We start from the raw sequence: 20,787 nt of genomic DNA on the forward strand, positions 1-20,787 counted from the left end.
AAGGTAAAAACGTTAACTGGTCAGGGTCATATTCCTTAAAGACTACTTTGCCTCCCATGTCTTTAAGTTACTAAAAATATATCCCTTAAACAACAAGAGACTGCCCTTTTGAGACAGCCTCTTACTTTTTATCCTATTTGATTAAGTCCCGGCTTCTTAAAAAAGGCTGAAGGTATTTAATCATCTACAGCCTTAGGCTATTTCAATACCCTTACTGCTTCAGCGATACATTGGTCACGGTAGTATAAGGAGCGGAAATAAGCGGCATCTCCCCATTTAAACCGGGCGGCATATGCTTTCAGATAAAGCCTGATGTTGTTTGCGCTTCTATTTGCCTGCGCAGTATCCATGTTTTTAACGAAAGAAGTGGCATACACCATAAAATCGTGCAGTTGACGGTCGCTTACCGTATAATCCTGTACAAACTCGTCGAGGCTTTGGTACTGATTGATAATCGGCAGCAGCCGATCAATTGTGTAGGCGGAGAACACACGCTGCGCCTTTAGCTGACCAATCAGCTGCGAATTAAACGTAGTATCTTCGGGCACGAAAACATCCGGCATAATGCCTCCGCCCGCATAAACCTTTTTGCCCGCTTCGGTATGGTAATTCGATTTCTTCAGCGACGGATCGTTATAGTTCTTTGCGGCAGAGGTGAGTTCGCCCTTCTGCTCCCGCTGGTTGATTTCGTCGCGGTACTCATCTACCCCTTTCTGGTAAGATTTCTGGATAGAACGGCCAGACGGAGTGTAATAACGGGCGACTGTCAGGTTAATTGCAGACCCATCTTCGAACGGGAATTGTTGCTGTACCAGTCCTTTCCCGAAAGAACGGCGGCCAATAATTACGCCACGATCCAGATCCTGCATGGCACCCGCAAAAATCTCGCTGGCCGAAGCTGAATATTCATCTATCAGTACCGCCAGTTTTCCCTGTTCAAAAACACCATCGCCGCTTGCGGTATAATCCTGTCGGGGTTCATGCGCACCCTTTGTATAAACAATCAGTTTACCCTTCGGCAAAAACTCATTAGACAGGGCAGTGGCAGCATTTAAATAGCCACCGCGGTTTCCGCGCAGGTCAATTACCAACTTATTTACACCAGCTTTCTTAAAGGTGCTGAACGCTTTGCGGAAGTCGGTATCCGTAGTGCTCGCAAACTTACTGAACTTCACGTAGCCTGTTTGTGCGTCGAGCTGATACGCGGCATCCAGGCTGGTTAATGGCACGGGCCCACGGGTAAGGTTATAAGTAGCCTGCCCGCCATTTTGCAAATGCTTTACAGCTATGGTAATGCGCGTACCAAAAGGGCCTTCCAGCAATTTACTAACGGTATCGGTAGTAATTCCCGTTCCGGCTACCTGCCTTTTATTTATCGAAAGGATATGATCGCCATTCGTCATTCCTGCTTTAGCGGCCGGGCTGTTTGGGTAAACCATAGTCACCACCATGGTATCGCGCAGCAGGATATATTCAAGGCCCAGGCCGTTAAAGCTGCCTTCCAGGCGTTCATTAACTGAGCGTGCCTGTTGTTTCGCCAGAAAAACAGAATGTGGGTCCAGCTGCTGCAGCATCCCGTTAATGGCATTGGTTTCTATGGTATCAATATTAACGGTATCTACATACCGCTGCTTAATGATCATCAGGGCGCTGTCTACCTTACGGTTTCCCGAAACCTGGCGCGCTACAAAACCTTGATTATTTAGTAAAAGGCCAATAGTAACACCCGCAAGGATCAGAATTATAGAACGGAAAATAAGAGATGCGGCGTGTTTCATTTATAAACAATGCAAATTTACATGCTTAACAGCAAATTAATATGGATAGCTTGTCTCGCTGATTAAAATTTTTATTGAATTTTGCACGTTACTATTTCCAAATGCAAAATACCACCGAACAAGAGTCTTATTATAGCGACCTGGATAAGATGCCTGTTGCAGAATTACTGCAACATATTAACGAACAAGACCAAACTGTACCGGGTGCAGTAGCAAAAGCTATACCCCAATTAGAAAAACTGGTAAATATTGTGGTGGAAAGGATGAGTAACGGGGGGCGGTTATTTTACATTGGCGCGGGTACAAGCGGCAGGTTGGGGGTGGTTGATGCGTCTGAGTGCCCGCCTACTTACGGTGTGCCCTTCGACTGGGTGGTGGGTATCATTGCCGGTGGCGACGGCGCCATACGCAAAGCGGTTGAATTTGCAGAGGACGACCCTGACCAGGCATGGAAAGACCTGGAAGCCTATGAGATTAACGGCGGCGATGTGGTGGTAGGACTTGCCGCATCCGGACGCACGCCATACGTAATTGGTGGTCTAAAAGCGGCTAATGACCATGGCATAGCAACAGGTTGTATTGTTTGCAATGCAGGCAGCCCTGTAGCAGCGGAAGCACAGTTCCCGGTAGAAATTATTACGGGACCCGAATTTGTGACCGGCTCTACCCGGATGAAAGCCGGAACCGCCCAGAAACTGGCCTTGAACATGCTCAGCACTTCGGTGATGATCCGCCTGGGCCGGGTAAAGGGTAATAAAATGGTAGATATGCAGTTAACTAACCATAAACTGGTAGACAGGGGCACACGCATGGTGATGAACGAAACCGGTTTAGACGAACATGCCGCAGAAGCTTTGCTGAAAGCACACGGAAGTGTACGTAAGGCAATAGAAAACTATCTGAAATAAGTACTGCAGACGTATGTCAGGCAGAAGTAAGATGTAGGTAAATCCCTGATAGAAATACGTGGGGTGTGAAAAGATTTAGGTAATTTTATATAGCAGGGCGTTACTATTCATACCTCTGTTTAATTTTATAATGCACGAAATAGAACCATATTACCGCTGGCGGGATGATTATATTGCATCGGAAGACGAGCTATCGCCTTTCTATGCAACGGAGTATAACGAGTTTGAGTTTGATAAGCAGGTATACAACTATTTGCTGCATCCTCAATGGGATTCATTCGGGTCGAACACACTTTACCTGAAAGTGCTTTTTGTTGATTACGAACGCCACTACAGTATTATTGAACTGATCGGCGAATGGAATGATGCCATCAATAACGATATTATGCTGATGAAGCGCGAACTGTTTGAGCTGATGATGGACCAGGGAGTGAATAAGTTTGTGATAATTGGCGAGAATGTGCTGAACTTCCATGCTTCTGACGATTGCTACTATGAAGAGTGGTTTCAGGATGTGGAAGACGGCTGGATTGCAGGTGTGAACTTCCGCGACCATGTGATCGAGGAATTCAAACAGAACAATATAGACTACTACATCAACTTCGGCGGTGGCCTTGACGAACTGAACTGGCGCACCTTACGCCCTTTACAGGTATACAAACGTGTGGAAGAACAAATGATGCGCCGTTTGACTTAATTTTTTCTTCATCAATAATTTTCTACTTTAGCTTTTAAATCATTTAAAAATGGAAAATAAAGATCGTGATCTGACTTACGAAAACGTTATACAACTGGACGATGCGAAAACCGCATCGCGCAATTTTATTGCTAACGTATTTATGTGGATGTTCCTCGCTTTGGGCATCTCTGCATTTTTTGCTTACTTATTTGCCAACGACCTAAGCCTGATGCGGCTGCTGATCAACACTGAAACCAGTGGCCTGAGCGCACTGGGTATGGTGGTGGTATTTAGTCCGCTGGCATTTGTGATGATTATGAACTTCGGCTTTAACCGGATTTCATTTCCGGTGCTGGTAGCGCTATTTATTGCTTACTCATCACTAATGGGTATCAGTCTTAGCTTTATCTTTTTGGCTTACACAGCCGGTTCAATAGCGGCCCTTTTCCTGGTTGCTGCGTTGGTATTTGGCGTAATGGCGGTAGCTGGCTACATTACTCATCAAGACCTGACCAGCTTTGGGAGTTTAATGATGATGGGACTGGTAGGGATTATTCTGGCTTCTGTAGTTAATATGTTTATTCATAGCGCGCAGCTGGATATGATCATCAGCTATGTTGGTGTGGCTGTATTTGTAGGATTAACCGCTTATAAAGTACAAATGCTGAAACAAATCGGCTCAGGCTTGGAATATGGTGATGCTACAGGCAAAAAATTGGCACTGATTGGTGCAATGTCCTTATATATTACCTTTATTAACCTGTTCTTATCGCTATTAAGAATTTTTGGCAGACGCAGATAAATCTTAAAAAATATTTGATAAAGCCACCCAAACAGGTGGCTTTTTTATTTTACCACTATACCTGTTCCATGCAGATCAAAGGCTCACAATTTACCATCAGAACCTGGCAACCCGAGGACGCCGCGTCACTAGCCAGGAATGCCAACAGTCCGTTGGTTTCGCGTTATCTGAAAGACCGCTTTCCCTATCCTTATACCATCAGCGATGCAGAATTATTTATTAAGGGCCATCTACAAGCGGATATCCCTGTCAACTTCGCGATTGATATAGATGGGGAAGTAATCGGCGGGATCGGCTTGCAGTTAAGGGCTGATATTTATGCCCCAACGCCTTTGCTTGGCTATTGGCTAAGCGAACGTTACTGGGGCAAAGGCATCATGGCAGAAGCGGTAAAACTGGTTTGCCAATATGCCTTTGAAAGCCTTAATGCAGCGTGCATTGTTGCCTATGTTTTAGAACAGAACCCACAATCAATGCGGGTTCTGGAAAAAGCCGGCTTTATCCGCCGGGGTATTGTGCCTAAATCAGTTGTTAAACAGGGCAAAATAATGGATGAGCATACTTTTTCGTTGCACCCGCCTGCTAACGCGATTTGATAAAATATTTTACACCCACATTCATCATCTGGCTGCCAATGGAAAAACCGGTATAAGTGGTAAAGGCTGTGTTTTGCATATAGGAAAAACTTGCCTCTACGCGGCGGGCAATATTTACACCTGCAGATACAGGGAAACTAAACCAGAAAGATTCCAGGTCATAAGGCTTTTCCTTATTATAACTAACTGCTAGTTGCGGATCAACATTGGTATAGGTTACTTTATTATCGGTGTAAACCGAGTAATTAAGGCGCGCACCTGCACCAATAAAAAACTTCAACCCTGGCTTGTCATATACATTATAGATAAGTTGTGGAGTGATAGATATATTTGTTTGCCTAAAAGTATAAACCTTCATCTGATCAGGGCCACTAATTACTACCGGAACGCTATACGATGGCTTAATGGTATAAAAAGAAAGCTCTGTGCGAAAAAACACGTGTTGAATGAGCGGGTTTTTCAGCAAGTCAAAACCCACGCTTAGAACCGGCCGATATTCTACATCTGCCGGAGCACCTGTAAAAGGAAAGTTCTCGCCATCAACCGTAGTAGATACCCTTGAAACTGCTGCACCAGCAAATAGCCGCCAGTAAACTTTGCCTTTTTGCAATGTCTGCGACTGCTGGTGATTAATAATATTCACCACACCGATCAGTTTTTGATCGTCATACGTTACATCCTTCAGCAGGTCATCAGTGTTGGTGACAGATGTGTACTTTTTCAAAAGATCCATTAATTGACCTTTGTATAATGCACCGGGTAAAACTGTTGTTTCGCGCATGCGGGGATAGTAACCCAGTTCTACGGGCAAGTTGTCTTTTTCTGCAACGAAGTATCGTGTTTTAATTGCGTCTGATTGGCTGTACAGACTTACGTTAACGCCCTTAACCAGGGTTTTAAGAAATACGGTGTCCTGAATATTGGTGGTATCCACGTATGAAGGCAAGCTGGTAAGAATGTTTTTGTTAAGAGACAGCTTTCCTCTGTAAGAGATAAAAACCTCGGTATTATTAATAGTGAAGGCTTTTAGATCGTTGGCGCCAAACTGAGTGACACTTCGGTCAGAGGTTGAATTTTTGAATTCAATAATCCGCGGCGTATTGTCGTTTTCACGATAATTAATTACGCCTCGTAAGGTATCGCCATTTGTTTTAACAATAAAACCAGGTTGATAATTTGCCTGTGCATAAACCAGGCAGGGTAACAACAGCAACAACGCTGTCCTTAGAAAGAATTTCATTGATAAGGTATCTCTTATTTGATTTTGTCACAAGATAACTTAAAATATTGCTTCTGCAATTCTTTTGGTTGGTTCAGGGTTGCCCATAGTATAAAAATGTAATACAGGTGCACCAAACTTCACCAGTTCCTTACACTGGTTGATCATCCATTCAATACCCACGTCTTTCACATCCTTCTCGGATTTACATTCGTGGATGGCATCGCTTAATGTTTCCGGTATATCGATATGGAAGGTTTTTGCCAGGCTGACCAACTGCTTAGAGTTGGTGATTGGTTTTAAACCAGGAATTACCGGTACATTAATACCATTCGCGCGGCAGTTGTTCACAAATTCGAAATAGCGCTCGTTATCAAAGAACATTTGCGTAACGATGAATTCTGCACCCATATCTACCTTTTGCTTCAGGTATTTAAAGTCGGTCTTCAGGTTTGGCGCTTCGAAGTGTTTTTCGGGATAGCCAGCCACGCCAATACAGAAGTTGGTGTGCTCCATATTGTCATAATCCTCGTGCAGGTATATACCATTGTTCATGTTCACTACCTGCTGCAACAGGTCTGTCGCATAGCAGTGCCCGTTAGGGTTAGGTATAAATGAAGCATCGCCACGACGCGCATCGCCACGGAGTACCAGCACGTTTTCGATACCGAGGAACTGCAGGTCAATCAGCGCATTTTCGGTTTCGTCTTTAGTAAATCCGCCACATAACAGGTGAGGGACAGTATCTACTTTATACTTGTTCATAATCGCTGCACAAATAGCGATAGTGCCTGGGCGTTTACGATAAGCGTGCTTCTCTAACAAGCCGTTCTCGCGCTGCTTAAAGATAAAGTCTTCCCGTAGGGAAGTTACATCAATAAAAGGCGGATTGAACTCCATCAGCGGATCAATAGCATTATATATCCCCTGGATGCTTTGCCCTTTCAATGGCGGTATCAGCTCAAAAGAGAAAAGTGTTTTTCCGTTAGCGTTTTGTATATGTTCGGTGATTTTCATTTTTTAGTATTGAGTTGCGAGTGTTCAGTTGCGAGTAGCGAGCACTTTACTACTTTTAATTACGCCATGATTTGCGACTTATAGTATGTAATAAAACCGGCTAAAAGTTTTCTCACGATTTCTAATTTTTGTAGAAGAAGATTTAATTGCTCTTCAGTAATAAATTGGAGGTCATATGATAGATAAAGCTGAGCTTCTAACTCATATGCGGAGCCGCGAGCTACGTAGAAAAATTGAATCGAATCTTTTAGATGTTGCCTTCCGCAACCCTCTGCTATGTTGGAAGGGATAGATATTACCGAGCGCTTAATTTGAGATTGTAGTCCAAACATTTCTTCTCTGGGAAAACCAGAAATATTATCGTAAACAAGTTTCACTAAAATCCTGGATTCTTTCCAAACTTCTAAACTAGTAAATAACATTTCTATTGTAAGCTGATTTAAATTACCGGGAACTCGCAACTGACAACTCGCACCTATCTAATATGCCAAATTAGGCCCTAACCATTTTTCAACGGTTTCTACAGACATGTTTTTGCGGTGCGCATAATCTTCCACCTGGTCTTTGCTGATGCGGCCGAGACCGAAGTAGCGTGCCTGCGGATGGGCAAAGTAGAACCCGCTTACAGATGCGGCAGGCATCATGGCCAGGCTTTCTGTGAGGTACATGTGTGCGTTGTCTTCCGCTTTCAACAGATCAAATAGCGTAGTTTTTTCGGTATGGTCCGGACAGGCTGGATAACCCGGCGCCGGGCGGATGCCCTGGTATTCTTCCTTGATCAGGTCTTCATTGCTCAGTGCTTCATCTTTCGCATAACCCCAATATTCACGACGAACGAGTTCGTGCATTTTTTCGGCAAAAGCTTCGGCTAAACGGTCTGCCAGGGCTTTAGCCATAATGCTGTTATAATCGTCGTGGTCGCGCTCAAATTCAGCCACCAATTCGTCGCAACCGATGCCTGCCGTAACGGCAAAGCCACCAAAATGATCAGGCACGCCACTTTCTTTAGGTGCGATGAAGTCAGATAGCGCGTAATAAGGCTCGCCTTTCGCTTTTTCAGCCTGCTGGCGAAGCGTATGGATCTTAGCCAGTACCTGCGAACGGTTCTCATCTGCATATAACTCAATGTCGTCGCCTACGCTGTTGGCCGACCAGAAACCAATGACGCCATTGGCCTGCAGCAACTTGTCTTTTACTATGCGGTTCAACAGTACCTGGGCATCATCGTAAAGCTTTTTAGCTTCGGTACCAACGTACTGATCGTTAAAAATCTTCGGATAACTGCCGCGAAGTTCCCATGTATGGAAAAATGGTGTCCAATCGATATAAGGAACCAGTTCTTCCAGCGGAAAAGCCTCAAAAACTTTAGTACCTGTAAAGGTAGGCTTTGGCGGAATTGAACCGTTTAAATTGATCGCACATTTTTGCAAACGGGCTTCAGTAATGCTAACGAATCGCTTATCATTACGCTTATTTAAGTGCGCCTCGCGTGCTTTTGCGTATTCATCTTTAATGGTTTGCACATAGGCATCCCGGCCCTCTTTATTCAGCAAATTACTGCATACGGTAACACTGCGTGAAGCGTCCAAAACGTGGATAGCCGGGCCCGAATAGTTCGGGGCGATTTTAACTGCAGCATGGATACGAGAGGTGGTTGCACCACCGACAATCAGCGGAATGTCTAAGCCTTCGCGTTCCATCTCTTTGGCAAAATGCACCATTTCATCCAATGAAGGGGTGATCAACCCGCTTAAGCCGATGATATCTACCTGCTGCTTTTTGGCTTCGTCAAGAATCCGTTGTGCAGGTACCATAACCCCAAGGTCTATCACCTCGAAGTTGTTACAAGCCAACACAACGCCAACAATGTTTTTACCGATGTCGTGGACGTCGCCCTTAACGGTCGCCAACAAAATTTTGCCTGCGGATGATGAAGCCCCGCTTCCGCCAGCAAGTTTTTCGGCTTCAATAAACGGCAGCAAATAAGCAACCGCCTTTTTCATTACCCGTGCTGATTTTACCACCTGCGGCAGAAACATTTTACCTGAACCAAACAGATCGCCCACGATGTTCATGCCATCCATCAACGGACCTTCGATCACTTCCAGCGGACGGGCGTATTTTTGGCGGGCCTCTTCCACATCGGCGTCCAGATACTCGATAATTCCTTTAACCAACGCATGCGACAGCCTTTCCTCTACCGGGTTATTTCGCCAGGCTTCGTCCTTAACAGCTTCCTTGCCTTTAGCTTTAACGGTTTCTGCAAATTCTACCAAACGTTCCGTTGCTTCAGGATGACGGTTTAGCAATACATCTTCTACCTTTTCGAGCAGTTCTTTCGGTATCTCTTCATACACCTCCAGCATACCTGCATTCACAATCCCCATATCCATACCCGCTTTAATGGCGTGGTACAGGAATGCAGAGTGCATGGCTTCGCGGACAACGTTGTTACCGCGGAACGAAAAGGATATGTTACTTACCCCGCCACTCACTTTCGCATAAGGCAGGTTTTGTTTTATCCAGCGTGTAGCTTCAATGAAATCGACAGCATAGTTATTGTGCTCTTCCAAGCCTGTAGCTACCGTTAAAATATTCGGGTCGAAAATGATATCCTGCGGCGGGAAACCTACTTCATCTACCAGGATGTCGTAAGATCGTTTACAGATTTCGATCCGCCGCTCCAACGAATCTGCCTGACCTTGCTCGTCAAAAGCCATTACTACCGCAGCAGCGCCGTAGCTCATGATCTTACGGGCGTATTCTTTAAACTTATCCTCGCCCTCTTTCAGCGAAATGGAATTAACAATGCCTTTTCCCTGTAAACACTTTAATCCGGCCTCAATCACTGTCCATTTAGACGAGTCGATCATGATGGGCAGTTTGGCAATATCAGGCTCGGAAGCAACCAGGTTCAGGAACTTCACCATCACCGCCTCCGAATCGATCATCCCCTCATCCATATTGATGTCGATCACTTGGGCGCCGCCCTCTACTTGCTGGCGAGCAACAGAAAGTGCTTCCTCGTAATTCTCTGCCAGGATCAGTTTCGAAAATTTTGGGGAACCGGTAATGTTGGTACGCTCACCTACGTTTACGAAGTTGGTTTCGGGTGTAACATTAAAGGCCTCTAAACCGCTTAACCTCAAATATGGTTCAACTGTGGGTAATGGTCTCGGCGGATATTTTGCAGCTCTATCGGCAATACATTTGATATGGTCTGGTGTGGTACCGCAGCACCCCCCTACTATATTGACAAAGCCAGATTGAAGGAAATCATCTATAAAATGCGCTGTTTCGTGCGGCAGTTCGTCATACTGACCGAATTCGTTCGGCAGACCAGCGTTTGGATATGCTGAAATGAATACATCTGCCTTATTAGAAAGCTCCTCTATATGCGGACGCATTTCTTTGGCACCTAAAGCACAGTTTAAACCTACCGATAACAGGTTTGCGTGGCGGATGGAATTCCAGAATGCTTCCACCGTTTGCCCTGATAAGGTACGACCAGAAGCGTCTGTAATGGTGCCAGAGATCATGATCGGCAAACCGTCAGGCCCCCCTCTAAATCTCCCCCCGGTGGAGGGAGACTTTTTAAGTTCATCGAAGTATCTATGCGCTGCGAAAAGCGCCGCTTTAGCGTTCAGCGTATCGAAGATGGTCTCGATCAGCAACACGTCAGAACCGCCATCAACCAATCCACGGATCTGCTCGTAATAAGCCTCCGCCAAATCGTCAAATGTAACCGCCCGGTAACCGGGGTCATTTACATCCGGCGACAGGGAGGCTGTACGATTGGTTGGGCCAACAGCTCCTGCTACAAAACGCGGCTTCTCAGGTGTTTTAATATTCCACTCATCAACTGCTTCGCGGGCTAAACGGGCACCTTCATAGCTCATTTCATAAGCCAGATCTTCCATGTGGTAATCGGCCAGAGAAATCCGTTGCGTGCTGAAGCTGTTGGTCTCAATAATATCTGCACCGGCTGCCAGGTATTCGTGGTGAATCGCCTTGATCACGTCCGGGCGTGTAATATTCAGCAGGTCATTATTACCCTTCAGATCAGAAGGATGGTTCTTAAACCGTTCTCCGCGAAAATCAGCTTCAGTTAACTGATACCGCTGGATCATGGTACCCATCGCCCCATCAATCACTAAAATGCGCTGCGCTAATTCTTTCCTAATATCCATTCTATTGTATCAAGTAGTCGGTATCAAGTATCAAGATCAGCTTCATACCATCAGCTATTAAGCAACCGGCATCAAAAAAATCCTGATACTAATTACTTGATACTTGATACCAAAAGGGCTTAGTAGAAAAAGTCGGTTTGTTCTGACTTTCGCTTATCCGTCTCGAACTGGCAAGTGTTCGCCCGAGTAGAATGTAGCACCTTGTAAGCACAGGTTGCTAAGATTTCGCAGGGTCTAATCCCTCCATCTTTCTCTATAAGCGTTGCAAAGTTGCACAATAACCTATTAAAAAACAAATCCACTGGTACAAGCCAATGGATTTGAAGATTTTGTAGTTATTGTAGTGTAAATAGTTGCATTGTTAACGTTCTTCTTTTTTGGCCGTCAAAAAAGAAGAACCAAGAAAAAACTCGTCGCTAGCGCCGCAGTCTATGCACCTGTTCTGCAACTTCAAATCCTGTGGTTTCCGCCTGCGCCGGATGCGACAATTAGCGCGCTCACGTTCCGTTCGTCACGTCAGTTGCTTTAACGTTTTAGGAAGAGCGCGAGCCTAAATGTCAAAACTTGCGGGCCAGCCCAACGGACTCCTTCGGAGGAGTATGGCGTGAATGAAGCCCCAACTAAACGGCAAAGCCTTCATGAACATCCAAAAAAAATGCGAATAATCCTATCCCCCAGTTGGCAGAAGAAATTGATTCCCTCTCCTTTGGAGAGGGTTAGGGTGAGGTCACCGCGTTTATTTCGCTCTCCCTAACGCGTATTGAATCCCTCCCAGCAAATGCTGAAGGAATAATGGGTCACTATAATCTTCATCAGTGTGACCAAGTGCTGTATAAAATGCACGGCCGCCATCGTAGGTGTGGTACCAGCTCATAGGGTGGTTATCGCCGTTCTCGCCTCCGGTGTAGCTTTTCTCGTCTATCTTCATTACTACGTGCAGGTCATCAGCAAAAGAGCGGTAGTTATACAATTCGTCGAAATGCTTCCACTCTTTCGGCAGGTGTTTAGTGGCAATAAAGTTTGGATCGACAATGTTAAACACGGCCTCCTGTTGCTTCGGATGACTTTTGAAATAAGCGCCTACCAAGCCGCCGTACCAGGGCCAGTCATACTCGGTATCTGCAGCAGCATGTACGCCAACGTAGCCATGCCCTTTTTCGATATATCTTTTAAATGCTTCCTGCTGCTCTTCATTCAATACATCACCCGTAGTACTTAGGAATATTACTGCCGTATATTTCTTCAGATTTGCATCAGTGAATTTGGCCGCATCGGTGGTCGTATCTACTTCGAAGTTATTCTCGGCGCCCAGTTTCATCACGGCAGGCACCCCAACTGCGATAGATTTATGGTGGAAACCGGCAGTTTTAGAAAATACGAGCACACGAGGTTTTGCCGCCATAGCCAGGTTTAACATGGCAAAGAACAAGGCCGGGGCCAACAGGTAGTTTTTAAATTTCATAAGCTTTTATAATTGGATAAATGGCTATTTCTGAAAACCATTACGAAACATGAAGTTACTATTTCTTACCGCATAAAAACAAAAAAAGGGAATACGAATGTACTCCCTCATTATAGCAGCTATTTAACAATTACAATTCCTTGCTGTCGTTGTTATTGTTATCGTTGTTCGTATTGTTGATCTTGCGTTCAGGTACGCTCACCACGCGATAGCTTGTACCATGGCTGGTTTTGGTCTCTTCCAGGTAAATATTATCCGGGGTTACCCAATATTTTTTACCATTCAGCGTAATCTTGCGCGCACCATCAGGCAACTGGTCGGTCATGTCGCCCACTTGTGGCATTTGCGGCGCGGCATCCTGGTTAACGGTACCGTTATCATTACCCGGATCTACTTCAGTGCCGCCATTGGTATTCAGCACACCATCTCTTCCGGCTACCACATAAACCTGCTTACCGTCGGCATTAACCGATGGGCGGTAATAAACACCGTTGAACTCATAGAAAGCCTGGCCGTCTATCTGGATAGGTTGCGCACCTTGTGGCAGCGAAGGTACTTCGGCACCAACCGGCGGAGCTACTACCTGGTAACCGCCATCTGCATACGGCGCATAGAAAGTTCCTCCATAATAGAAAAATTGGTTAGGGCCCCAATAGAACGGGTAATAACCTAGAGGCAATACACCTATACGTACGCCGATGCCCGAGTAATAAGGGCGATAATAGCCGTGGAAACCTACGCCAACACTGATACGTGGACCAGCATAAAAACGCGGACCGGCATAAAAGCCGCCGTGGAAGCCTCCCCTGAAACCGCCTCTGCCCCGTTGGGCGTCGGCGTGAGTAGCCACTCCTGCTAATAGCAGGCTGGCAAGGCCAAATTTTGCGATTAATTTAAATGGGGTATTCATGATAATAATTAAAGATTAAAACGATGCTTTAACGTTATTTTAAAAATAAATTATGCCTTCTTAAAATTAAAGCTGTTATTTAGACATTACGATGTGCCGATGGTTTAAGCATCCTATGAAAAAATTTAATAAAAAATCTATCATCTAACTGCTCCTGAAAGGGGTATCACAATAAGCAATCAATCAATTTTCACATATGAGTTTTCAAGATCAAATCAGATCACTGTTTGTAGAAGAAAGCCAGATACCAGAGGAGTTCCGGATCGAAGAAATCCACCAGCGCGAGTATCTCTGCAATGGTGAGATGAAAAAGTGGGATGGCGAAGTAACCGAAGTTTATTCGCCGGTTTGCATCCCCGGCCCTGATGGCCTAACCCGCAAACTGATTGGCACCTACCCGGTAGGTACCGAAAAAGAAGCAAACGAAGCCCTCGAAGCGGCTATGGCTGCTTATGACAATGGCCGCGGCGAATGGCCTACCATGAGTGTTGAAGGCCGAATTAAGTGTATGGAGAAATTCGTATACAAAATGGCTGAGCAACGCGACCTGGTAATTAAACTGATCATGTGGGAGATCGGTAAATCTTATGCTGATTCTTCCAAAGAGTTTGACCGTACCGTCGACTATATCAACATGACGATAGATGCACTGAAAGATACAGACCGGCAGTCGTCACGTTTTGAAATTGCCGAAGGCGTTGTTGCACAAACCCGCCGTGCACCGCTGGGCGTAGTGCTTTGTATGGGGCCGTTTAACTATCCGCTGAACGAAACTTACACCACGCTGATCCCGGCGATCATCATGGGGAATACCATTCTTTTCAAACCACCGAAACACGGTACTTTAGTTCACTATCCATTATTAAAAGCTTTCCAGGAATCTTTCCCTAAAGGTGTGGTGAACACGGTATATGGCCGTGGTGCAAACGTTACCCCAGGGCTGATGGCTACCGGAAACATCAATGTGCTGGCCTTCATCGGCTCGAGCAAGGTAGCGAACGACCTGAAAAAGCGTCATCCTAAAATTAACCGCCTGCGCGCGGTGTTAAGCCTCGACGCTAAGAATGCAGCCATCGTCACCAAAACTGCCAATTTACCTTTGGCTGTAAGCGAGTGTATCTTAGGCTCACTTTCTTATAACGGTCAGCGTTGCACCGCCATCAAGATCATCCATGTACATAAAGATGTGGCGGATGAATTCCTGAAACTGCTAAGCGAAGCCGTTGCTAAATTAAACATTGGCATGCCATGGGTAAAAGGTGTAAACCTTACCCCGGTTGCAGAGCCTGGTAAACCCGCTTATCTGAAAGAATGTATTGATGATGCTATTGCGAACGGCGCAAGGGTAGTGAACGAAAACGGCGGCACCACCGTTGAATCTTTTGTTTTCCCTGCGGTGGTTTATCCAATCAATGAGAAAATGAAACTTTACCGCGAAGAGCAGTTTGGCCCGGTGATTCCGGTATTGCCGTTTGATTCTATCGAGGAGCCGATCGAATACCAGATCAATTCGCCGCACGGTATGCAGGTAAGTATCTTTAGTAATGATGCTTCTGAAACTGCCGCTTTGATAGATCCGTTTGTTAACCTGGTCAGCCGCGTAAATATCAACAGTCAGTGCCAGCGCGGACCAGACGTATTTCCGTTCACCGGCCGTAAAGACAGTGCCGAAGGAACCTTGTCTGTTCACGATGCGCTGCGTTCATTCTCTATCCGTTCTTTAGTAGCTGCTAAGCTGAACGATACCAACAAACAACTGATCAATGCGATAGTGAAGGAACACGACTCTAACTTCCTGAGCACCGACTTTATTTTCTAAAAAAATAACAGATTGTTATATCTTAAGCCATTGTTGCGTAAAGGCAGCAATGGCTTTTTATTTTTCTTCCAGTATTTTTGGGGCCGAATTATCGTTTATCATAACTACCGCAAACTACCCACTATCTCATGAAATCAACCGCTATCTACCTTTTCGCACTGCTAACCCTGTTATGCTCGTGTAAATCTGAATACCTTACCAATGCCATGTTTCAGAACGATGTGCAGTACATGGCAAAAGCACACTCCACAGATTCTGTAAAAACCCATACTTATGCTTCTGGTGTACTAGCCATCCATAGCGGCGACCAGTTTGGCAACGCTTACGGCACCGCCGGTATGCTGAATGTTTACCAATCGCATACACTTGCAGAACCCAACCTTAACGTTGCTTATGGCGTATTTGGCTATGCGGGAAACTATTCCAGAACTTCGGACAATAACAATAGTAAAAGCACTGCCGATTTTAGTAAAGGTTTCAGTGGTATTGGCGGCAACTTTTCCATTTCGGGATATATACCAGGCAAGAAGGCAGACTGGAGGGTATTAGGTGTAGATGTGATGTATAGTAAAGAATTTGGCGACTATGCCGCTTTCAGGAAGCAGGGTATTAATAATGATGATTACACCTTCTACCCCAGCAGCAGGTTATTCACCTGGGGGCTTTTCTCTGAAGTGCTGATCAAGAATTCCGACGATGTTTCTTTAGGTTTCAAACTGGGTTTATACAACTCTCCCAACCAGCCCCACCGTGTAGAAGGATTGCCTATCAATAACGTAAATCTCAACGCTGTTGTGGGCTACCGCCACCTGATGTTTATCAGTTCGCTAAAACTGATACCGACAGATGTCTTCCTGTTTCCGTCGGGCTTTCAGATCGGCGCTGCTTACCGGTTTTAAACTCCGGTATAGGCCTTTACCCTTTGCCGCTGGCTGCCCAGTCCATCAATACCGCATTCCACCAGGTCACCGGGCTTTAAAAATACAGGCGGTTTAAACCCGGCACCAGAACCTGCCGGCGAACCGGTAGAAACCACATCGCCTGGGTACAATGTCATGAACTGGGTAATGTAAGCGACCAGGTAAAACGGGTTAAAGATCATATCCGCCGTAGTGCCATTCTGCATCAGTTTGCCATTCAGGCTCATCCAAACGTGCAGGTTACCTGTATCTGGTATTTCATCGGTGGTAACCAGGTAAGGGCCAATGGGTGCAAAAGTATCACAACCCTTGCCTTTGTCCCAGGTGCCGTTACGTTCGAACATAAAAGCACGTTCGGATACATCATTATGCAAAACGTATCCTGCCAGGTAATCCTTCACCTGTTCTTCTTTCAGGTACGACGCCTTTTTACCGATCACCATGGCAAACTCCGTCTCCCAATCGGTCTTTTCAGAACCCTGCGGTATCACAATATCATCATAGGGGCCGTTTAACGCCGAGTTACTTTTGATAAAAATCACCGGCTCCTTTGGGAGTGCGGCGCCTACTTCTGCAGCATGGTCTTTATAATTCAATCCCACACATACAATTTTTGAAGGCCTGGCGACGGCGCTGCCAAGGCGAACGTCGCCGTTCAGCCGAACCAATCCCTCCGGCTTTTGCTTCACCAAATCTGCAACACGTTTTAACCCATCCGTCTCAAAAAAAGCTTCGTCGTAGTTGCTGATAAAGGCCGAAATGTCGTACTTTATCTCATCGATTAAAATTCCAGGCTTTTCCTGTCCCGGCTGTCCGTATCTGAAAAGTTTCATTTAGATAGTCCTTTTGCTTCAAATATGAAGAAATATCTTTGGTTATTGTTTATGGTTTGTTGTGGTTGCGGTTTAAAAAAAGCGCCGTCTGCTCTAAATGCAAGCGTTGTAAACACGCATACAGTCATCATTAGCTTTGGTGATAAAAACCAGCTGTCCGACTTCAAACAAGATGCTTTTTCGAACGAAAGCTGGCAGAAACTATTACCTGTTTACAAAATGCCGGCAGATACAGACATGAAGGATTTCCAGGAGCCGCAGCCCGGTAAATACCTGTTGCGCGATAACGCTGTTGTATTTACGCCCGATACTCCACTTGTAAAAGGACAACGCTATTTTGTAAGGCTTTATCAATTTGCAGATCAGGAAAGCGCCTTCGATATTTTAAAAACCAGATGGAAAGGAAGAAGGCCGCAGTATGCAGAGAAAACATTCAGGCCTTAAAAAGCGAATACCTCCGGTCATTTACCGAAGGTATAGCTCCTTGTCTGAAAATAGTTTTAAGACTTAATCGATGTGGATGCTTTCAATACCTTTTTCCAGGGCATGTTCTTTAACACCAGGAATTTTAACGCCTTCAGCACGGAATACCGTAAAATCAGTTACACCGATAAATCCAAAGAACAACTTCAGGTAAGGCACTACAAAGTCGTAACCTTTAGCAGGGCCGTCAGAGTAAATCCCTCCAGAAGACATGGCCACATAAGCTTTCTTATCTTTCAATAATCCGACAGGGCCGTTCTCGCTATAATTAAAAGTTATTCCCGCCCGTGTAATATGATCCATCCAGGCCTTTAAAGTAGTGTGAATGGTAAAATTGTAAAGCGGCGCGCCAATAACAATAATGTCCGAATCCAGCAGTTGCTTTACCGCCTCGTCTGAGTAACGCAGCGATGCCTTATCTTCCTCGGTAAGCTGTTCGCCGGGTGTAAACATTGCCTGCAGAATTTTAGGGTTCAGGTGCGGAATATCCAGCTCATTCAAATTCACCTCGTCAACGGTACTGCCCGGATACTTTTCTATTACCTTTTCTACAACTGCCCGTCCTAATTTTATACTGTAAGACTGATCTCCCTGAATGCTGGAAATTAAATGAAGAATGCGTTTCATAAAAACTTATTTAATGTTTTACCTTTTTAGGCGGGAGTTTTAAGTATTAAAATGCCATTAGTTTTTTGCCGTCAGGCCTTTGCTCCCGCAATTCCTATGGCAAAGTTACCCCGGCATGCTATTCAAAAGATAGTACTTACCCAAAGGAAAGCGCTTACTTTCAGGAAAGTACGTAGCTTTGGGGTATGGCAATATTGATAGATAATGAGGTTTTTACCAAGCAGGAATGTGTCGGCTCGCTTAACAACGTGCTTGACGCACTGTACGTATTAGGAGGCAAGTGGACATTGCCGTTGATATTAACCCTTGTGCAATCGCCGAAAAGATTTAACGAGATTCAGAACGAACTGAAGGGCATTTCGCCAAAGGTTCTGGCAAAGGAATTAAAAGGGTTGGAACTGAATGAGTGCATCCGGCGCACTGTTTATCCAACTACACCTGTAACCATTATTTACGAAGCCACAGAACATAGCCTTACTTTAAAAAATGTACTGCACGAGTTGAGCGTTTGGGGCGGGCAGCATAAAGAAAAGATCAAGAGCAGCATGAAAAATAAGGCGAAAAGCACGGCAGGCAGTTCGTTAGTTTAATCCGGGTTCTAAGTAATTATCAGCTGTTCTACTTGGTTGATTTAATAAACTTTATAAAAACGAAACCACCATTTTTTCCACACCAAACACTTGAAAATCAAATAAAAGTTATTATATTTGCATCATCAGAAAAAAAGAGGGGGCCGCATGCCCCCTCTTTTTGGTTTTTATCAGTTAAACTCCAGATGGCGAATATTGAAAAGCGGGTAACCGAACTGGTTGAAGAAAAGCTGGCTGAAATGCCCGAAATTTTCCTGGTAAGCGTGCGGATGCAGCCCAACGGAAAATTAATAATTTTAATTGATGGCGATAACGGCGCCGGGATTGATGCGGTAGCCCAGATCAGCCGGTTTGTAGGACATTTCCTGGAAGAGGAAAACGTGATCGACCACGCCTACACACTGGAAGTATCGTCGCCGGGGATTGATACCCCCCTAACCCTGCACCGCCAGTACGTGAAAAACGTTGGTCGCACTGTAGGCTTAAAAATGGCAGACGGCACCAAAAAAGAAGGCCAGCTGATTGCTGCCGATGAAAATGCATTAACCATAATTGAGAAGATAAAAGTAAAAGGTAAAAAAGCTGAGGAAGTGGAAACGGTGGTTCCGCTGGATCAGATTACAGAAACAAAGGTTTTAATATCATTTAAGTAAAGATGAGCACCAATATTAACTTGATAGACTCTTTCCAGGAGTTTAAGGATTTTAAGAACATTGACCGCCCAACCATGATGAGCGTGCTGGAGGATGTATTCCGCAGCATGATCAGAAAAAAATATGGTACAGACGAGAATTGCGACGTGATTGTTAACACGGATAATGGTGACTTGGAGATCTGGCGTACGCGTACCGTAGTTGAGGATGGTTTCTCTGAAGATGACGACCTGGAAATTGAACTGGCAGAAGCCCTGCAGACAGATGAGGACCTGGAAGTTGGCGACGAGTTTGTAGAGCAGATCACATTGGAAAGCTTTGGCCGCCGTGCTATCCTGGCTGCCCGCCAGACACTGGTATCCAAAATTTTAGAATTAGAGAAGGATGAGATCTTCAAAAAATACAAAGACCGTGTAGGCGAAATTGTTACCGGCGAAGTTTACCAGGTTTGGAAAAAAGAAACCCTGGTGCTTGACGATGAAGGCAATGAACTGCTGCTGCCAAAATCAGAACAGATCCCTGCCGACTACTTCAAGAAAGGTGATAACGTTAAAGCAGTGGTGAGCAAAGTAGATATGATGAACAGCAACCCGAAGATCATCATCTCGCGTACCGCACCAGAGTTTTTACAGCGTTTATTCGAGTTGGAAGTACCCGAAATTTTTGACGGTTTGATCACCATTAAGAAGATCGTTCGCGAACCGGGTGAAAGAGCTAAAGTAGCGGTAGAATCTTATGATGACCGTATTGACCCGGTAGGCGCCTGCGTGGGTATGAAAGGCTCACGTATCCACGGTATCGTACGCGAACTGAAGAACGAGAACATAGACGTTATTAACTACACCAATAACAGCCAGCTGTACATTCAGCGCGCATTATCACCGGCCAAGATCACGTCTATCAAATTAGATGAAGAGAAAAAAACGGCTGCAGTGTATTTAAAACCCGATCAGGTATCATTAGCGATCGGCCGTGGCGGACACAACATAAAACTGGCAGGTAAATTGACGGGTTATGAAATTGACGTTTACCGCGAAGCAGATGAGCAGGAAGAGGATGTGGACATCGAAGAATTTGCAGATGAAATTGACAGCTGGATCCTTGATGAGTTTAAACGCATCGGTCTGGATACTGCCAAGTCTGTATTAGCTTTAACCGTTAACGAATTGGTAAAACGTACTGACCTTGAAGAAGAAACCGTTAAGGAAGTTTTATCTATTCTGCAGGCAGAATTTGAATAACAATCAATATGCGGAATTAAAATCGTATTTTTGCATATAGCGTAAAGAGAAAATATATTA

Annotated in this window: 19 protein-coding genes and 1 riboswitch; of the genes, 10 read left to right on the plus strand and 9 right to left on the minus strand. The window is 45.0% G+C overall.

Annotated features, from left to right (window positions below; genetic code table 11):
* Nucleotides 1-197: 197 nt before the first annotated feature.
* Nucleotides 198-1,778 (minus strand): S41 family peptidase, encoded by a 1,581-nt coding sequence (locus MUY27_RS19645; RefSeq protein ID WP_245133028.1) that lies wholly within the window; start codon nt 1,776-1,778, stop codon nt 198-200.
* Nucleotides 1,779-1,879: 101 nt separating this feature from the next.
* Between MUY27_RS19645 and murQ the strand changes: the two genes are divergently transcribed.
* The 4 genes from murQ (at nt 1,880) to MUY27_RS19665 (ending at nt 4,763) form a co-directional block, all read left to right on the plus strand.
* A complete protein-coding gene (murQ, locus tag MUY27_RS19650) occupies nt 1,880-2,686 on the plus strand; it encodes an N-acetylmuramic acid 6-phosphate etherase (RefSeq protein WP_245133030.1) in 807 nt (268 codons plus the stop codon).
* 130 nt (nt 2,687-2,816) lie between these two features.
* A complete protein-coding gene (locus tag MUY27_RS19655; RefSeq protein WP_245133032.1) occupies nt 2,817-3,383 on the plus strand; it encodes a hypothetical protein in 567 nt (188 codons plus the stop codon).
* Between the two features lie 49 nt (nt 3,384-3,432).
* A complete protein-coding gene (locus MUY27_RS19660) occupies nt 3,433-4,167 on the plus strand; it encodes a Bax inhibitor-1/YccA family protein (protein ID WP_245133034.1) in 735 nt (244 codons plus the stop codon).
* Between the two features lie 35 nt (nt 4,168-4,202).
* The gene (locus tag MUY27_RS19665; protein WP_245133037.1) at nt 4,203-4,763 is read left to right on the plus strand and encodes a GNAT family N-acetyltransferase; all 561 of its coding nucleotides are present in this window, start codon (nt 4,203-4,205) and stop codon (nt 4,761-4,763) included.
* On the opposite strand, the gene MUY27_RS19670 is transcribed toward MUY27_RS19665, so the two are convergent.
* The 6 genes from MUY27_RS19670 to MUY27_RS19695 form a co-directional block, all read right to left on the minus strand.
* Nucleotides 4,750-6,003, minus strand: a complete 1,254-nt coding sequence (locus tag MUY27_RS19670) for an outer membrane beta-barrel protein (protein ID WP_245133039.1) — start codon at nt 6,001-6,003, stop codon at nt 4,750-4,752. The genes MUY27_RS19665 and MUY27_RS19670 overlap by 14 nt on opposite strands.
* Before the next feature lie 39 nt (nt 6,004-6,042).
* Nucleotides 6,043-6,999, minus strand: a complete 957-nt coding sequence (metF, locus tag MUY27_RS19675) for a methylenetetrahydrofolate reductase [NAD(P)H] (protein ID WP_245133040.1) — start codon at nt 6,997-6,999, stop codon at nt 6,043-6,045.
* Nucleotides 7,000-7,058: 59 nt separating this feature from the next.
* Nucleotides 7,059-7,421, minus strand: a complete 363-nt coding sequence (locus tag MUY27_RS19680; protein ID WP_245133042.1) for a four helix bundle protein — start codon at nt 7,419-7,421, stop codon at nt 7,059-7,061.
* 57 nt (nt 7,422-7,478) lie between these two features.
* Complete coding sequence (gene metH / locus MUY27_RS19685; protein WP_245133044.1) at nt 7,479-11,189, minus strand: methionine synthase; 3,711 nt, start codon at nt 11,187-11,189, stop codon at nt 7,479-7,481.
* A 150-nt stretch (nt 11,190-11,339) separates the two neighbouring features.
* Nucleotides 11,340-11,451, minus strand: a riboswitch (SAM riboswitch).
* 474 nt (nt 11,452-11,925) lie between these two features.
* Entirely contained in the window at nt 11,926-12,651 is a 726-nt protein-coding gene (locus tag MUY27_RS19690) for a ThuA domain-containing protein (protein ID WP_245133047.1), read from the minus strand.
* Nucleotides 12,652-12,781: 130 nt separating this feature from the next.
* On the minus strand, nt 12,782-13,561 hold the full coding sequence (locus MUY27_RS19695) for a DUF6515 family protein (protein WP_245133051.1): 780 nt from the start codon (nt 13,559-13,561) through the stop codon (nt 12,782-12,784).
* 196 nt (nt 13,562-13,757) lie between these two features.
* Here MUY27_RS19695 and MUY27_RS19700 point away from each other — a divergent pair, with 196 nt between their 5' ends.
* Both MUY27_RS19700 and MUY27_RS19705 read left to right on the plus strand, forming a co-directional pair.
* Complete coding sequence (locus tag MUY27_RS19700) at nt 13,758-15,380, plus strand: NADP-dependent glyceraldehyde-3-phosphate dehydrogenase (protein ID WP_245133053.1); 1,623 nt, start codon at nt 13,758-13,760, stop codon at nt 15,378-15,380.
* 128 nt (nt 15,381-15,508) lie between these two features.
* Nucleotides 15,509-16,279 carry a hypothetical protein gene (locus tag MUY27_RS19705; RefSeq protein WP_245133054.1) on the plus strand — a complete coding sequence of 257 codons (771 nt, stop codon included), beginning with the start codon at nt 15,509-15,511 and terminating at the stop codon, nt 16,277-16,279.
* Here MUY27_RS19705 and MUY27_RS19710 read toward each other — a convergent pair.
* A complete protein-coding gene (locus MUY27_RS19710) occupies nt 16,276-17,133 on the minus strand; it encodes a fumarylacetoacetate hydrolase family protein (protein WP_245133056.1) in 858 nt (285 codons plus the stop codon). The genes MUY27_RS19705 and MUY27_RS19710 overlap by 4 nt on opposite strands.
* Nucleotides 17,134-17,157: 24 nt before the next feature.
* Here MUY27_RS19710 and MUY27_RS19715 point away from each other — a divergent pair, with 24 nt between their 5' ends.
* A complete protein-coding gene (locus tag MUY27_RS19715) occupies nt 17,158-17,577 on the plus strand; it encodes a hypothetical protein (protein ID WP_245133058.1) in 420 nt (139 codons plus the stop codon).
* Between the two features lie 63 nt (nt 17,578-17,640).
* On the opposite strand, the gene MUY27_RS19720 is transcribed toward MUY27_RS19715, so the two are convergent.
* Nucleotides 17,641-18,243 carry an FMN-dependent NADH-azoreductase gene (locus MUY27_RS19720; RefSeq protein ID WP_245133059.1) on the minus strand — a complete coding sequence of 201 codons (603 nt, stop codon included), beginning with the start codon at nt 18,241-18,243 and terminating at the stop codon, nt 17,641-17,643.
* 185 nt (nt 18,244-18,428) lie between these two features.
* Here MUY27_RS19720 and MUY27_RS19725 point away from each other — a divergent pair, with 185 nt between their 5' ends.
* From MUY27_RS19725 to nusA, 3 genes are all read left to right on the plus strand, one after another.
* Nucleotides 18,429-18,833 carry a winged helix-turn-helix transcriptional regulator gene (locus MUY27_RS19725; RefSeq protein WP_245133061.1) on the plus strand — a complete coding sequence of 135 codons (405 nt, stop codon included), beginning with the start codon at nt 18,429-18,431 and terminating at the stop codon, nt 18,831-18,833.
* A gap of 185 nt (nt 18,834-19,018) precedes the next feature.
* A complete protein-coding gene (locus tag MUY27_RS19730; protein WP_245133062.1) occupies nt 19,019-19,486 on the plus strand; it encodes a ribosome maturation factor RimP in 468 nt (155 codons plus the stop codon).
* A gap of 2 nt (nt 19,487-19,488) precedes the next feature.
* Nucleotides 19,489-20,727, plus strand: coding sequence for a transcription termination factor NusA (gene nusA, locus MUY27_RS19735; protein WP_245133064.1), 1,239 nt, complete (start codon nt 19,489-19,491; stop codon nt 20,725-20,727).
* The last annotated feature ends 60 nt before the right edge of the window (nt 20,728-20,787 follow it).

The organism is Mucilaginibacter straminoryzae (assembly GCF_022953055.1).
GTDB classification, from domain to species: Bacteria; Bacteroidota; Bacteroidia; order Sphingobacteriales; family Sphingobacteriaceae; genus Mucilaginibacter; species Mucilaginibacter straminoryzae.

What these genes read in the sequence shown, in the direction of transcription:
- nusA (WP_245133064.1), top strand. Translation starts at nt 19,489, where the DNA reads ATGAGCACCAATATTAACTTGATAGACTCTTTCCAGGAGTTTAAGGAT.
- MUY27_RS19680 (WP_245133042.1), bottom strand. Translation starts at nt 7,421, where the DNA reads ATGTTATTTACTAGTTTAGAAGTTTGGAAAGAATCCAGGATTTTAGTG.
- MUY27_RS19670 (WP_245133039.1), bottom strand. Translation starts at nt 6,003, where the DNA reads ATGAAATTCTTTCTAAGGACAGCGTTGTTGCTGTTGTTACCCTGCCTG.
- MUY27_RS19695 (WP_245133051.1), bottom strand. Translation starts at nt 13,561, where the DNA reads ATGAATACCCCATTTAAATTAATCGCAAAATTTGGCCTTGCCAGCCTG.
- MUY27_RS19720 (WP_245133059.1), bottom strand. Translation starts at nt 18,243, where the DNA reads ATGAAACGCATTCTTCATTTAATTTCCAGCATTCAGGGAGATCAGTCT.
- murQ (WP_245133030.1), top strand. Translation starts at nt 1,880, where the DNA reads ATGCAAAATACCACCGAACAAGAGTCTTATTATAGCGACCTGGATAAG.
- MUY27_RS19655 (WP_245133032.1), top strand. Translation starts at nt 2,817, where the DNA reads ATGCACGAAATAGAACCATATTACCGCTGGCGGGATGATTATATTGCA.
- MUY27_RS19725 (WP_245133061.1), top strand. Translation starts at nt 18,429, where the DNA reads ATGGCAATATTGATAGATAATGAGGTTTTTACCAAGCAGGAATGTGTC.
- metF (WP_245133040.1), bottom strand. Translation starts at nt 6,999, where the DNA reads ATGAAAATCACCGAACATATACAAAACGCTAACGGAAAAACACTTTTC.
- MUY27_RS19715 (WP_245133058.1), top strand. Translation starts at nt 17,158, where the DNA reads ATGAAGAAATATCTTTGGTTATTGTTTATGGTTTGTTGTGGTTGCGGT.
- MUY27_RS19705 (WP_245133054.1), top strand. Translation starts at nt 15,509, where the DNA reads ATGAAATCAACCGCTATCTACCTTTTCGCACTGCTAACCCTGTTATGC.
- MUY27_RS19700 (WP_245133053.1), top strand. Translation starts at nt 13,758, where the DNA reads ATGAGTTTTCAAGATCAAATCAGATCACTGTTTGTAGAAGAAAGCCAG.
- MUY27_RS19645 (WP_245133028.1), bottom strand. Translation starts at nt 1,778, where the DNA reads ATGAAACACGCCGCATCTCTTATTTTCCGTTCTATAATTCTGATCCTT.
- MUY27_RS19660 (WP_245133034.1), top strand. Translation starts at nt 3,433, where the DNA reads ATGGAAAATAAAGATCGTGATCTGACTTACGAAAACGTTATACAACTG.
- MUY27_RS19690 (WP_245133047.1), bottom strand. Translation starts at nt 12,651, where the DNA reads ATGAAATTTAAAAACTACCTGTTGGCCCCGGCCTTGTTCTTTGCCATG.
- metH (WP_245133044.1), bottom strand. Translation starts at nt 11,189, where the DNA reads ATGGATATTAGGAAAGAATTAGCGCAGCGCATTTTAGTGATTGATGGG.
- MUY27_RS19710 (WP_245133056.1), bottom strand. Translation starts at nt 17,133, where the DNA reads ATGAAACTTTTCAGATACGGACAGCCGGGACAGGAAAAGCCTGGAATT.
- MUY27_RS19730 (WP_245133062.1), top strand. Translation starts at nt 19,019, where the DNA reads ATGGCGAATATTGAAAAGCGGGTAACCGAACTGGTTGAAGAAAAGCTG.